Origin of the sequence: Streptomyces sp. NPDC051207 (assembly GCF_040682395.1) — a bacterium.
In the GTDB taxonomy this organism is placed as follows: Bacteria; Actinomycetota; Actinomycetes; order Streptomycetales; family Streptomycetaceae; genus Streptomyces.
Window position 1 is genome coordinate 146,380 of record NZ_JBFBAX010000005.1, and the last position, 12,132, is coordinate 158,511.

Here is a 12,132-nt window from a genome sequence, read left to right on the forward strand (position 1 = left end):
GCTACTCTTCTTGCGTTAATACAGTCAATCCGTTCGTCAAGGAGCACTCACGTGGCTGCCACCGACGTCCGCCCGAAGATCACGCTGGCCTGCGTGGAGTGCAAGGAGCGGAACTACATCACCAAGAAGAACCGGCGTAACAACCCGGACCGTCTTGAGATGAAGAAGCACTGCCCGCGTTGCAACGCGCACACCGCGCACCGCGAAACGCGATAAAACAGGCTCGTACACGAGGCCGCCCCCGCAGTCGGGGGGCGGCCTCGCGTCGTTCTCGGTCCCGGTTACCGGTCGGTTCGGCCGGCTGCGGACACCCGCGCAGGTCAACCAGAGCAGACAGCAGGAGGTGCCGAGCCATGGCGCTCGACCAGTCCTTCGTGGGGCGGACGTATCCGCCCACCGAGCCCTACGAGGTGGGCCGGGAGAAGATCCGTGAGTTCGCGGAGGCGGTGGGTGACGCCGGCCCTGCGTACACGGACCGGGAGGCCGCCCGGGCGCTCGGTCACCCCGACGTGATCGCTCCGCCGACCTTTGTGTTCGCGATCACGTTCAAGGCCGCGGAGCGGGTCGTGCAGGACCCGCAGCTGGGACTCGACTACAGCCGGGTGGTGCACGGCGACCAGAAGTTCGCGTACACCCGGCCGGTGCGGGCCGGTGACCGGCTGACGGTCACCTCGATCATCGATGCGGTCAAGTCGATGGCGGGCAACGACATCCTGGACATCCGCGGCGAGGTCCACGACGAGGCCGGGGAGCACGTCGTGACCACCTGGACGAAGCTGGTCGCGCGTGCGGCCGAGGGGGCGTGAGCACCACCATGACGGCGAAGATCGCGTACGCCGACGTCGAGGTCGGCACCGAACTGCCCGCCCAGTCCTTCCCCGTGACGCGCGAGACGCTCGTCCGGTACGCGGGCGCCTCGGGTGACTTCAACCCGATCCACTGGAACGAGAAGTTCGCCAAAGAGGTCGGCCTGCCGGACGTCATCGCGCACGGCATGTTCACCATGGCCGAGGCGATCCGCGTCGTCACCGACTGGACCGGCGACCCGGGCGCGGTCGTCGAGTACGGCGTCCGCTTCACCAGGCCCGTCGTCGTCCCGAACGACGACAAGGGCGCCGTGATCGAGGTCACCGGCAAGGTCGCGGCCAAGCTGGACGACAACACGGTCCGCGTCGACCTGACGGCCACCAGCGACGGCCAGAAGGTGCTGGGCATGTCCCGGGCGGTCGTACGGCTCGCCTGATCGTCACTGTGTGTAAGGGGCGTCCTCCTGGGAGGGCGCCCCTTACGCGTGTCGTCACCGACGCCCCGCGCGTGCCGAGGCGGCCCGGCCGTCACCCCTTGACTCGGTTAGTGATTGAGTACTAACTTTCTCTTCATGGTCAGGATGAGCGCAGAAGAGAGGCGTGAAAGCGTCATCCGCGCGGCGATCTCGGAATTCGCGCAGAACGGCTATCACGGCACCTCCACCGAGGCGATCGCCAAGCGGGTGGGTGTCTCGCAGCCGTATCTCTTCCGGCTCTTCCCGGGCAAGAAGGCGATCTTCCTGGCGGCGACCGAGCGCTGCATGCGGGACATGCGGCGGGTGTTCGAGGAAGCCGCCCGGGGCAAGCAGGGCGAGGAAGCCCACCACGCCATGGGGGAGGCGTACACGCGGCTGATCTCCGAACAGCCCGAGCGGCTGCGCATGCAACTGCAGACCTTCCTCGCGGTCGCGGTCGCCGAGGCGTCGGGGGACCACGAGTTCGGCGAGATGGTCCGCAAGGGCTGGATGGAACTCTGGGACAGCGTGCACCTGCCCCTCGGGGCCGACGCCGGCGAGACCACGACCTTCATGGCGTACGGGATGCTCATCAACACCCTGTCCGCCATGGGGTTCCCGCCGGGGCACCGGGTGTGGGAAGGGCTCGACCTCTCGTCCCGGGCGCAGCAGGAGGTCGAAGGGTCGCCGTAGCGGTTGCCGCGGGACCCTCAGGTGGCGGCGGAGATGTCGGTCTCCTCATGCCCGCGGAAGTTAGTCATCAATAACTAATCAAACCTGGCAAGCACTCCTTGGGGAGAGATGTCACAGCGCACGCCGCAAGGCCGCGGAGGGACCGCCTGGGCCCTCGCCATCACCAGTGTCGCCGGATTCATGGCGGCACTCGACAACCTCGTCGTCACCACCGCCCTGCCCTCGATCCGCGAGGACCTCGGCGGGGCGCTGCACGACCTCGAATGGACCGTCAGCGCCTACACGCTCACCTTCGCGGTCCTGCTCATGTTCGGTGCCGCCCTCGGCGACCGCTTCGGCCGCCGACGCCTCTTCATCGCCGGGATCACCGTCTTCACCGCGGCCTCCGCCGCCGCGGCCATGGCCCCCGGCATCGACTCCCTCATCGCCGCCCGCGCGGTGCAGGGCGTCGGCGCGGCCGTCATGATGCCGCTGACGCTCACCCTGCTGACGGCGGCCGTCCCGGCGGACCGGCGCGGCATGGCGTACGGCATCTGGGGCGCGGTGAACGGGCTCGCCGTGGCCTCCGGGCCGCTGGTCGGCGGCAGCCTCACCGAGCACATCTCCTGGCAGTGGATCTTCTGGCTGAACGTTCCGCTGGGGCTGGCCCTGCTGCCGCTCGCCCGGCTCCGCCTCAGCGAGTCCTACGGCACCGGCGCCCCGCTCGACCTGCCCGGCACCCTGCTCGCCAGCGGCGGCCTCTTCGGGCTCGTCTACGGCCTGGTGCGCGGCCCGGTCGACGGCTGGACCGGGCCGGTGGTCATGACCGGGCTGTTCGCCGGGGCGGCGCTGCTCGCCGGGTTCGTCCTCTACAGCAGCCGCGCCGCCAACCCCATGCTGCCGATGCGGCTGTTCCGCTCCCGGGCCTTCGCGGGCATCAACGCGGCGAGCCTGCTGATGTTCCTCGGCATGTTCGGCTCGATCTTCCTGCTCAGCCAGTACATGCAGGGCGTCCTCGGCTACTCGCCCACCGAGGCCGGACTGCGCATGCTGCCCTGGACCGGCATGCCGATGCTCGTCGCCCCCGTCGCGGGCATCCTCTCCGACCGCATCGGCGGGCGGCCGGTCGTCGCCGCCGGGCTGTTCCTCCAGGCCGCGGGCCTCGGCCAGCTGGCCCTGGTGGCCACCGCCGACGCCTCCTACGCCGTCCAGCTGCCCGGTCTCGTCATCAGCGGCGTCGGCATGGCCCTGTTCTTCGCGCCCGCCTCCAGCCTCGTGATGTCCAGCGTCCGCGCCAAGGAACAGGGCATCGCCTCCGGCGCCAACAACGCGCTGCGCGAGGTGGGCGGCGCGCTCGGCATCGCCGTCATGGCGTCGATCTTCGCGGCACGGGGCGGCTACGAATCCGGCCAGGCCTTCGTGGACGGGCTGCGACCCGCGCTGGTCACCGGCTCCGCGGTCGTCGCCCTCGCCGGCGGTGCCGCGCTGCTCATCCCCACCAGGCGGAGCGCGGCACGGGCGGCGATGCGGGAGGAGCCGCAACGCCTGCCGGAACCGGCCGTCCACTGACCCACCAGCACGAAGACGGAGGAACCATGCCCACCCTTCCCTGGACCGTCCCGCACCCGGCACCGCACGGCGCCGAGGTCCACGTGTTCGCCTCCCGTTTCGAGACCCGCACCCTGTGGGGAGCGCTGAGGTTCCTCGCGGGCACACCGGCCGTGTGGCGGCAGGTGAGCCGGGCACCCGGCGCGTACGGGGCGACCCTCAGGGCGAAGCCGCTGCGCAGGACGTTCTGGACGCTGTCCGCCTGGGAGTCGCCCGCGGCGCTCAAGGACTTCGCCCGGTCCGGAGCCCACTCCCCGGCGTCCCGGAAGCTGTCCGGCCTGATGCGCGACGCGCGGTTCGCCGGCTGGCAGGCCACCGGCGACGACCTGCCGCCCGACTGGGACGACGCGATCCGCCGCCTCGCGTGACGCACACGCGCGTACGGCCCCGCTGCGGGGGGCGGGGCCGTACGCACGCGTGCCGGGACTGTCGGTGCCGTCTCGTAGTCTTGAGCCCGTGCAGGAACTCCACGACGCCTCCCTCGCCCCGCTGACCACCTTCCGGCTGGGCGGCCCCGTGACCCGGCTGGTCACCGCCACGACCGATGCCGAGGTGATCGCCGCCGTCCGCGACGCCGACACCGCCGGCACGCCGCTGCTGATCATCGGCGGCGGGTCGAACCTGGTCATCGGCGACAAGGGCTTCGAGGGCACCGCGCTCGTCATCGCCACCAAGGGCTTCGCACTCGACGGCACGAGCCTGGAGCTGGCCGCCGGAGAGGTGTGGACCGACGCCGTCGCCCGCACCGTCGAGGCCGGACTCGCCGGCGTCGAATGCCTCTCGGGCATCCCGGGCTCGGCGGGCGCGACCCCCATCCAGAACGTGGGGGCGTACGGCCAGGAGGTCTCCTCCACCATCACCGAGGTGATCGCCTACGACCGCAGGACGGGCGAGACGGTCACCCTGGGGAACGAGGAGTGCGACTTCTCCTACCGCCACAGCCGCTTCAAGGCCGACCCCGAGCGGTACGTGGTGCTGCGCGTCCGCTTCGCGCTGGAGGACGCGGACGGCCTGTCCGGTCCGATCAGGTACGCGGAGACGGCCCGCGCCCTCGGCGTCGAACCGGGCGGGCGCGTACCGCTGGCCGCGGCCCGCGAAACGGTCCTGAAGCTGCGCGCCGGCAAGGGCATGGTCCTCGACCCCGAGGACCACGACACCTGGTCGGCCGGGTCCTTCTTCACCAACCCGATCCTCACGGCGGAGCAGTTCGCCGCGTTCCACGCGCGCGTGAAGGAGCGCCTCGGCGCCGACGCGGAACCGCCCGCCTACCCGGCGGGGGAGGGGCGGACGAAGACCTCCGCGGCCTGGCTCATCGACAAGGCGGGCTTCACCAAGGGCTACGGCAGCGGCCCCGCCCGCATCTCCACCAAGCACACGCTCGCGCTCACCAACCGCGGCGGGGCCACGACGGAGGACCTGCTGGCGCTGGCCCGCGACGTGGTGGCCGGCGTCCGCGAGGCCTTCGGGATCACGCTGGTCAACGAGCCGGTGATGGTCGGCGTGAGCCTCTGACTCACCTCACGCGGCGGCCGACGCCACCCGGCCTCAGTCCGTCAGCCAGGCGTCGATGCCCGCCAGCAGCTCCGCCTTGACCGCTTCCGGCGCCGCCGACGCCCGTACCGACTGGCGGGCCAGCTCCGCCAGTTCCGCGTCCGAGAAGCCGTGGTGGTGCCGGGCGATCTCGTACTGGGCCGCCAGCCGCGAGCCGAACAGCAGCGGATCGTCCGCGCCCAGCGCCAACGGGACACCCGCCTCGAACAGCCGGCGCAGCGGCACGTCCTCCGGCTTCTCGTACACCCCCAGCGCCACGTTCGACGCCGGGCACACCTCGCACGTCACGCCCCGGTCCGCCAGCCGCTTCAGCAGCCGCGGGTCCTCCGCCGCCCGCACCCCGTGCCCGATCCGGTGCGCCCCCAGGTCGTCCAGGCAGTCCCGCACGGACACCGGGCCGGCCAGCTCACCCCCGTGCGGCGCCGACAGCAGCCCGCCCTCCCGCGCGATCGTGAACGCCCGGTCGAAGTCCCGTGCCATGCCGCGCCGCTCGTCGTTCGACAGCCCGAAGCCGACGACGCCCCGGTCCGCGTACCGCACCGCCAGCCGCGCCAGCGTCCGCGCGTCCAGCGGGTGCTTCATACGGTTGGCGGCCACCAGGACCCGCATCCCGAGCCCCGTCTCCCGCGCCGCCCTCTCCACCGCGTCCAGGATGATCTCCAGCGCCGGGATCAGCCCGCCCAGCCGCGGCGCGTACGACGTCGGGTCGACCTGGATCTCCAGCCACCGGGAGCCGTCCCGCACATCCTCCTCGGCGGCCTCCCGCACCAGCCGCTGGATGTCCTCCGGCTGCCGCAGGCACGAGCGCGCCGCGTCGTACAGCCGCTGGAAGCGGAACCAGCCCCGCTCGTCCGTCGCCCGCAGCTGCGGCGGTTCCCCGCTCTTCAGGGCCTCGCTCAGCGTGTCCGGCAGGCGGACGCCGTACTTGTCGGCCAGCTCCAGCACGGTCCCCGGCCGCATGGATCCGGTGAAGTGCAGGTGCAGATGGGCCTTCGGCAGCTCAGAGAGATCACGTACACGCTCCATTCCAGGATCCTGCCGTACGCCCCCGCCGTCCCGGTAGCGCATTCCCCGATCGTGGTCTTGCTCGTACGAAAAAACGGACGGTCCGCCACCGGCCGCGCGCGAAAAGGCCGCCCGGCCCCCTCACGTGAGCAGACCGGACGGCCTTCCGGCGCGACAGCGGGACCTCAGTCCCGGGCCTCCGCCAGCAGCTTCTGGATGCGGCTCACGCCCTCGACGAGGTCCTCGTCGCCGAGCGCGTAGGACAGCCGCAGATACCCCGGCGTACCGAACGCCTCGCCCGGAACGACCGCGACCTCGACCTCCTCCAGGATCAGCGCGGCCAGCTCCACGGTGTCCTGCGGGCGCTTCCCGCGGATGTCCTTGCCGATCAGCCCCTTGACCGACGGGTAGGCGTAGAACGCGCCCTCCGGCTCCGGGCAGACCACGCCGTCGATCTCGTTGAGCATCCGCACGATCGTCTTGCGGCGCCGGTCGAAGGCCTCCCGCATCGTCGCGACGGCGTCCAGGTCGCCGGAGACGGCGGCGAGGGCCGCGGCCTGGGCGACGTTGGAGACGTTGGACGTGGCGTGCGACTGGAGGTTCGTCGCGGCCTTCACGACATCCTTCGGGCCGATGATCCAGCCGACGCGCCAGCCGGTCATGGCGTACGTCTTGGCGACGCCGTTGACGACGATGCACTTGTCGCGCAGCTCGGGCAGGAGCGCGGGCAGCGACGCGAAGGTCGAGTCGCCGTACACGAGGTGCTCGTAGATCTCGTCGGTCAGCACCCACAGCCCGTGCTCGACGGCCCACTCGCCGATCGCCTCGGCGTCGGCGCGGCTGTAGACGGCGCCGGTCGGGTTCGACGGCGAGACGAACAGGACGACCTTGGTCTTCTCGGTGCGGGCGGCCTCGAGCTGCTCGACCGAGACGCGGTAGCCGGTGGTCTCGTCGGCGACGACCTCGACGGGCACACCGCCGGCGAGCCGGATCGACTCGGGGTACGTCGTCCAGTACGGGGCCGGGACGATGACCTCGTCGCCCGGGTCGAGGATCGCGGCGAACGCCTCGTAGATCGCCTGCTTGCCGCCGTTGGTCACCAGGATCTGGGACGCGTCCACCTCGTAGCCGGAGTCGCGCAGCGTCTTCGCGGCGATGGCGGCCTTCAGCTCGGGCAGGCCGCCGGCCGGCGTGTAGCGGTGGAACTTCGGGTTCTTGCAGGCCTCGATCGCCGCTTCGACGATGTAGTCCGGGGTCGGAAAGTCGGGTTCACCCGCGCCGAAGCCGATCACCGGACGCCCGGCGGCCTTGAGGGCCTTGGCCTTGGCGTCCACGGCGAGGGTGGCGGACTCGGAGATCGCGCCGACTCGGGCGGAGACCCGGCGCTCGGTGGGAGGGTTTGCAGCGCTCATGAACCCCATCGTTTCAGACGGGAAACGCGAACGGTACGCGGGTTTCACGGACTGAACAGGACCGGGCAAAGGCCGGAACATCAGTCCGTATCCACCACGTGTTCACCACGGCCCGCCCCCGTGGACAGGGCGATCTTCCGCCAACCTGCGGCCCGTCCGGCCCGTTCGAAGGGCCGCGCGGCCGCTTTCTGTTCGACGCCCGGCCCCGGAACACGTACACTCTCACCTCGTTGGCCTTCAGCACGCCGCGCTCATCCGGTGCACACCAAGCATCCGGGTGCATGCGGTACGTTGGTGGACACACAAAGGGTCGTAGCTCAATTGGTAGAGCACTGGTCTCCAAAACCAGCGGTTGGGGGTTCAAGTCCCTCCGGCCCTGCTACACACACCTTCGCCAGGATGTGTGCGCGTGTACGTACAGCAATGCGGCGCCGTGCGGCTCAGACCGGGCGCGGCACGGCCACGACCCGGAATCAGGTGAGGACGAGTGACGGACGCCGTGGGCTCCATCGACATGCCTGATGCCCAGGACGAGGCGGCGGACTCCAAGAAGTCCCGCAAGGGCGGCAAGCGGGCCAAGAAGGGTCCCCTGAAGCGTCTCGCGCTGTTCTACCGCCAGATCGTCGCGGAACTCCGCAAGGTCGTCTGGCCGACCCGCCACCAGCTCACGACGTACACGACCGTGGTGATCATCTTCGTGGTCATCATGATCGGCCTGGTGACCGTGATTGACTATGGGCTCAGCAACGCCGCCAAGTACGTCTTCGGCTGAGCACACAGCGAAGAGCGCCGAGGTACCCGGCGCTCCTTTCGCATGTTCCACCCCCATGTATCCAGGAAGAAGCAGCCACCGTGTCTGACCCGAACGTGAACGACGCCATCGAGCCTGTCGAGTCCGTCGAGGACGAGCTCGACGCCGTCGAGGGTGCGGACAGCGAGGACACCGAGGCCTCTGCGGAGGTCGAGGCTGCCGACGCCGTCGCGGACGAGCCCGCCGAGGCCGGCACCGACGAGGCCGACGCCGGCACCGAGGTCGCCGAAGAGGAGCCCGAGGCCGAGCCCGCGGACGAGCGCGACCCGATCGAGAAGCTCCGCGACGAACTGCGGGTCCTGCCCGGCGAGTGGTACGTCATCCACACGTACGCCGGTTACGAGAACCGCGTGAAGACGAACCTGGAGCAGCGCGCCGTCTCACTGAACGTCGAGGACTACATCTTCCAGGCCGAGGTGCCGCAGGAAGAGGTCGTCCAGATCAAGAACGGCGACCGCAAGACCATCAAGCAGAACAAGCTCCCGGGCTACGTCCTGGTCCGCATGGACCTGACGAACGAGTCCTGGGGTGTCGTCCGCAACACCCCCGGCGTCACCGGCTTCGTGGGCAACGCCTACGACCCGTACCCGCTGACCCTGGACGAGATCGTCAAGATGCTCGCGCCGGAGGCCGAGGAGAAGGCCGCCCGCGAGGCCGCCGAGGCCGAGGGCAAGCCGGCTCCGCAGCGCAAGGTCGAGGTCCAGGTGCTGGACTTCGAGGTGGGCGACTCGGTCACCGTCACCGACGGCCCGTTCGCCACGCTGCAGGCGACGATCAACGAGATCAACCCGGACTCGAAGAAGGTCAAGGGTCTCGTCGAGATCTTCGGCCGCGAGACCCCGGTCGAGCTGTCGTTCGACCAGATCCAGAAGAACTGACGTCTTCCGGACTCAACGCTTCCGAGCAGGTCAGACAGGCTCTCGCAGCTGGTCTGACCTGCTCGGTTTTTGGACGCGCATGGATACCCGTTATCGTTGTGCGGTATGCCTCCGTCCGGATGATCCGGACCGGTAGGCGGAAAAACTCTCACTAGGACCCGGAGAGAGCACATGCCTCCCAAGAAGAAGAAGGTCACGGGGCTCATCAAGCTCCAGATCCAGGCCGGTGCCGCCAACCCGGCCCCGCCGGTCGGCCCCGCGCTGGGCCAGCACGGCGTGAACATCATGGAGTTCTGCAAGGCGTACAACGCCGCGACCGAGTCGCAGCGTGGCTGGGTGATCCCGGTGGAGATCACGGTCTACGAGGACCGTTCCTTCACCTTCATCACCAAGACGCCGCCGGCCGCCAAGATGATCCTCAAGGCCGCGGGCGTGGAGAAGGGCTCCGGCGAGCCGCACAAGACCAAGGTCGCGAAGATCACGCGCGACCAGGTCCGCGAGATCGCCACCACCAAGATGCCCGACCTCAACGCCAACGACCTGGACGCCGCCGAGAAGATCATCGCCGGCACCGCCCGTTCCATGGGCGTCACGGTCGAGGGCTGACCTCACCCCGTCACCAAGCAGAAGTGTGGAAGGGCCTGCTCGGCCCGGACCACGACTCCTAAGAATCCACAGGAGCAGTAGTGAGCAAGCGCAGCAAGTCCCTTCGCGCTGCGGACGCCAAGATCGACCGGGAGAAGCTGTACGCCCCGCTCGAGGCCGTCCGTCTGGCCAAGGAGACCTCCACGACCAAGTTCGACGGCACCGTCGAGGTCGCCTTCCGTCTGGGTGTCGACCCGCGCAAGGCCGACCAGATGGTCCGTGGCACCGTGAACCTTCCGCACGGCACCGGCAAGACCGCCCGGGTCCTGGTCTTCGCGACCGGTGACCGTGCCGAGGCCGCGCGTGCCGCGGGCGCCGACATCGTCGGCGCCGACGAACTCATCGACGAGGTGGCGAAGGGCCGTCTGGACTTCGACGCCGTGGTCGCCACCCCGGACCTCATGGGCAAGGTCGGCCGCCTCGGCCGCGTGCTCGGTCCGCGCGGCCTGATGCCGAACCCGAAGACGGGCACCGTGACGCCGGACGTCACCAAGGCCGTCAACGACATCAAGGGTGGCAAGATCGAGTTCCGCGTCGACAAGCACTCGAACCTGCACTTCATCATCGGCAAGGTGTCCTTCGACGACACCAAGCTGGTGGAGAACTACGGCGCCGCGCTGGAGGAGATCCTCCGTCTGAAGCCGTCCGCCGCCAAGGGTCGCTACATCAAGAAGGCCGCCATCACCACCACGATGGGCCCCGGCATTCCGCTCGACCCGAACCGCACCCGCAACCTCCTCGTCGAGGAGGACCCGGCCGCGGTCTGAGCCTGACGGCTCACCTCGTCGGACGACGGGCCCCGCACCCTGTGGTGCGGGGCCCGTCCCCCTTTTCCGGCCCTGTGCCGGCGTCCTGCCGCCGCGCGGGGCCCGCCGCGCCTGCGCCCCGAGGACCGGGGACGTGGCGCCCGCTGAGCGCCGCAGGGGCGGATTTGCTTGACAGCGATGTGGTCACGTACTCTCCTACCGAAGCCAAAGACCGCTGGTCGTTGCCGTGCGCTCGTCAGAGGGCGCGGTGGCCGAAGGATCCGCTGAACTGCGGACGACCCGCGCAGGTAACTGTGGAAGAACTCCCGGAGTGCGCTCGTGCAGCGAGCGTGCGCCCGGTCGAGTCCGCCCCGTGCGCCTGCGCCGGGGCGTTTCGTTTTCCCTCAGTCCTCCTTCGGGTCCGCGCGGTCCGAATCACCCGGAAGGAGGCCGAGGCTCTATGGCGAGGCCCGACAAGTCCGCCGCGGTTGCCGAGCTGACGGACAAGTTCCGCAGCTCCAACGCCGCCGTGCTGACCGAGTACCGCGGTCTCACCGTGGCGCAGCTGAAGCAGCTGCGCCGGTCGCTCGGTGAGAACGCCCAGTACGCCGTGGTGAAGAACACGCTGACCAAGATTGCGGCCAACGAGGCCGGGATCACGACGCTGGACGACCAGTTCAATGGTCCGACGGCTGTCGCCTTCATCACCGGTGACCCGGTGGAGTCGGCGAAGGGTCTGCGCGACTTCGCCAAGGACAACCCGAATCTCGTCATCAAGGGCGGTGTCCTTGACGGCAAGGCGCTGTCCGCCGACGAGATCAAGAAGCTTGCGGACCTCGAGTCCCGCGAGGTTCTGCTCGCCAAGCTGGCGGGTGCCATGAAGGGCAAGCAGTCCCAGGCTGCCGCGCTCTTCCAGGCTCTCCCGTCGAAGCTCGTCCGCACCGTGGACGCTCTTCGTGCCAAGCAGGCAGAGCAGGGCGGTGCCGAGTAATTCGGCTCGCTTTCCGATCCTCGCCGCATGAGGTGAGGGTCGATGCGGGCCCGACGTACGCCCGCCTCACCCAGTACATCCGGCACCTGCCGATTTAGTGGAAGGACCGCCATCATGGCGAAGCTCAGCCAGGAAGACCTGCTCGCGCAGTTCGAGGAGATGACCCTCATCGAGCTCTCCGAGTTCGTGAAGGCCTTCGAGGAGAAGTTCGACGTCACCGCCGCCGCCCCGGTCGCCATGGCCGGTCCGGCCGGTCCGGCCGCCCCGGCCGAGGCCGAGGCCGAGAAGGACGAGTTCGACGTCATCCTCACCGGCGCCGGCGAGAAGAAGATCCAGGTCATCAAGGTCGTGCGTGAGCTGACCTCCCTCGGTCTGAAGGAGGCCAAGGACCTGGTCGACGGCACCCCGAAGCCGGTTCTGGAGAAGGTCAACAAGGAGGCCGCGGACAAGGCCAAGGAGGCCCTCGAGGGCGCCGGCGCGTCCGTCGAGGTCAAGTAAGACCTTCCCGGTCCCGCTGGACCTGTAACGCCTCAGCACCGAGGAGCGATCATC

Annotated in this window: 15 protein-coding genes and 1 tRNA gene; 14 read left to right on the forward strand and 2 right to left on the reverse strand. The window is 69.6% G+C overall.

Annotated features, from left to right (window positions below; translation table 11 throughout):
* The first annotated feature begins 51 nt into the window (after window positions 1–51).
* The 7 genes from rpmG (at window position 52) to AB0M97_RS07535 (ending at window position 5,053) form a co-directional block, all read left to right on the forward strand.
* Window positions 52–216, forward strand: a complete 165-nt coding sequence (rpmG, locus tag AB0M97_RS07505) for a 50S ribosomal protein L33 (RefSeq protein WP_003948671.1) — start codon at window positions 52–54, stop codon at window positions 214–216.
* Between the two features lie 137 nt (window positions 217–353).
* Window positions 354–806 carry a MaoC family dehydratase N-terminal domain-containing protein gene (locus AB0M97_RS07510; RefSeq protein ID WP_365959802.1) on the forward strand — a complete coding sequence of 151 codons (453 nt, stop codon included), beginning with the start codon at window positions 354–356 and terminating at the stop codon, window positions 804–806.
* Between the two features lie 8 nt (window positions 807–814).
* Window positions 815–1,243 carry a MaoC family dehydratase gene (locus tag AB0M97_RS07515; protein ID WP_365959923.1) on the forward strand — a complete coding sequence of 143 codons (429 nt, stop codon included), beginning with the start codon at window positions 815–817 and terminating at the stop codon, window positions 1,241–1,243.
* 135 nt (window positions 1,244–1,378) lie between these two features.
* Window positions 1,379–1,954: a TetR/AcrR family transcriptional regulator gene (locus AB0M97_RS07520; RefSeq protein ID WP_365959803.1), complete on the forward strand. Its 576-nt coding sequence runs from the start codon at window positions 1,379–1,381 to the stop codon at window positions 1,952–1,954.
* A 108-nt stretch (window positions 1,955–2,062) separates the two neighbouring features.
* The gene (locus AB0M97_RS07525) at window positions 2,063–3,502 is read left to right on the forward strand and encodes an MFS transporter (RefSeq protein WP_365959804.1); all 1,440 of its coding nucleotides are present in this window, start codon (window positions 2,063–2,065) and stop codon (window positions 3,500–3,502) included.
* A gap of 26 nt (window positions 3,503–3,528) precedes the next feature.
* Window positions 3,529–3,909, forward strand: a complete 381-nt coding sequence (locus tag AB0M97_RS07530) for a DUF3291 domain-containing protein (protein ID WP_365959805.1) — start codon at window positions 3,529–3,531, stop codon at window positions 3,907–3,909.
* Between the two features lie 88 nt (window positions 3,910–3,997).
* The gene (locus tag AB0M97_RS07535) at window positions 3,998–5,053 is read left to right on the forward strand and encodes a UDP-N-acetylmuramate dehydrogenase (RefSeq protein ID WP_365959807.1); all 1,056 of its coding nucleotides are present in this window, start codon (window positions 3,998–4,000) and stop codon (window positions 5,051–5,053) included.
* A gap of 33 nt (window positions 5,054–5,086) precedes the next feature.
* Here AB0M97_RS07535 and AB0M97_RS07540 read toward each other — a convergent pair whose 3' ends face one another.
* Together AB0M97_RS07540 and AB0M97_RS07545 are read right to left on the reverse strand one after the other, a co-directional pair.
* Window positions 5,087–6,118, reverse strand: a complete 1,032-nt coding sequence (locus AB0M97_RS07540) for an adenosine deaminase (RefSeq protein WP_365959809.1) — start codon at window positions 6,116–6,118, stop codon at window positions 5,087–5,089.
* Window positions 6,119–6,282: 164 nt separating this feature from the next.
* On the reverse strand, window positions 6,283–7,509 hold the full coding sequence (locus AB0M97_RS07545) for a pyridoxal phosphate-dependent aminotransferase (protein ID WP_365959810.1): 1,227 nt from the start codon (window positions 7,507–7,509) through the stop codon (window positions 6,283–6,285).
* Window positions 7,510–7,815: 306 nt separating this feature from the next.
* Between AB0M97_RS07545 and AB0M97_RS07550 the strand changes: the two genes are divergently transcribed.
* From AB0M97_RS07550 to rplL, 7 genes are all read left to right on the forward strand, one after another.
* Window positions 7,816–7,888, forward strand: a tRNA-Trp gene (locus AB0M97_RS07550).
* 108 nt (window positions 7,889–7,996) lie between these two features.
* Window positions 7,997–8,281, forward strand: coding sequence for a preprotein translocase subunit SecE (gene secE / locus AB0M97_RS07555; RefSeq protein ID WP_365959812.1), 285 nt, complete (start codon window positions 7,997–7,999; stop codon window positions 8,279–8,281).
* An 80-nt stretch (window positions 8,282–8,361) separates the two neighbouring features.
* The gene (nusG, locus tag AB0M97_RS07560) at window positions 8,362–9,198 is read left to right on the forward strand and encodes a transcription termination/antitermination protein NusG (protein ID WP_365959814.1); all 837 of its coding nucleotides are present in this window, start codon (window positions 8,362–8,364) and stop codon (window positions 9,196–9,198) included.
* A 171-nt stretch (window positions 9,199–9,369) separates the two neighbouring features.
* The gene (rplK, locus tag AB0M97_RS07565) at window positions 9,370–9,804 is read left to right on the forward strand and encodes a 50S ribosomal protein L11 (protein WP_006130605.1); all 435 of its coding nucleotides are present in this window, start codon (window positions 9,370–9,372) and stop codon (window positions 9,802–9,804) included.
* Window positions 9,805–9,884: 80 nt separating this feature from the next.
* Window positions 9,885–10,610 (forward strand): 50S ribosomal protein L1, encoded by a 726-nt coding sequence (gene rplA / locus AB0M97_RS07570; protein ID WP_365959815.1) that lies wholly within the window; start codon window positions 9,885–9,887, stop codon window positions 10,608–10,610.
* 439 nt (window positions 10,611–11,049) lie between these two features.
* A complete protein-coding gene (rplJ, locus tag AB0M97_RS07575; RefSeq protein WP_365959816.1) occupies window positions 11,050–11,580 on the forward strand; it encodes a 50S ribosomal protein L10 in 531 nt (176 codons plus the stop codon).
* A 114-nt stretch (window positions 11,581–11,694) separates the two neighbouring features.
* Window positions 11,695–12,078, forward strand: coding sequence for a 50S ribosomal protein L7/L12 (rplL, locus tag AB0M97_RS07580; protein ID WP_365959817.1), 384 nt, complete (start codon window positions 11,695–11,697; stop codon window positions 12,076–12,078).
* The last annotated feature ends 54 nt before the right edge of the window (window positions 12,079–12,132 follow it).

Bases quoted from the DNA above. Each gene is read 5' to 3' on its own strand.
- AB0M97_RS07510 (WP_365959802.1), top strand. From the start codon at position 354: ATGGCGCTCGACCAGTCCTTCGTGGGGCGGACGTATCCGCCCACCGAG.
- AB0M97_RS07515 (WP_365959923.1), top strand. From the start codon at position 815: ATGACGGCGAAGATCGCGTACGCCGACGTCGAGGTCGGCACCGAACTG.
- AB0M97_RS07520 (WP_365959803.1), top strand. From the start codon at position 1,379: ATGGTCAGGATGAGCGCAGAAGAGAGGCGTGAAAGCGTCATCCGCGCG.
- AB0M97_RS07525 (WP_365959804.1), top strand. From the start codon at position 2,063: ATGTCACAGCGCACGCCGCAAGGCCGCGGAGGGACCGCCTGGGCCCTC.
- AB0M97_RS07530 (WP_365959805.1), top strand. From the start codon at position 3,529: ATGCCCACCCTTCCCTGGACCGTCCCGCACCCGGCACCGCACGGCGCC.
- AB0M97_RS07540 (WP_365959809.1), bottom strand. From the start codon at position 6,118: ATGGAGCGTGTACGTGATCTCTCTGAGCTGCCGAAGGCCCATCTGCAC.
- AB0M97_RS07545 (WP_365959810.1), bottom strand. From the start codon at position 7,509: ATGAGCGCTGCAAACCCTCCCACCGAGCGCCGGGTCTCCGCCCGAGTC.
- rplK (WP_006130605.1), top strand. From the start codon at position 9,370: ATGCCTCCCAAGAAGAAGAAGGTCACGGGGCTCATCAAGCTCCAGATC.
- rplJ (WP_365959816.1), top strand. From the start codon at position 11,050: ATGGCGAGGCCCGACAAGTCCGCCGCGGTTGCCGAGCTGACGGACAAG.
- rplL (WP_365959817.1), top strand. From the start codon at position 11,695: ATGGCGAAGCTCAGCCAGGAAGACCTGCTCGCGCAGTTCGAGGAGATG.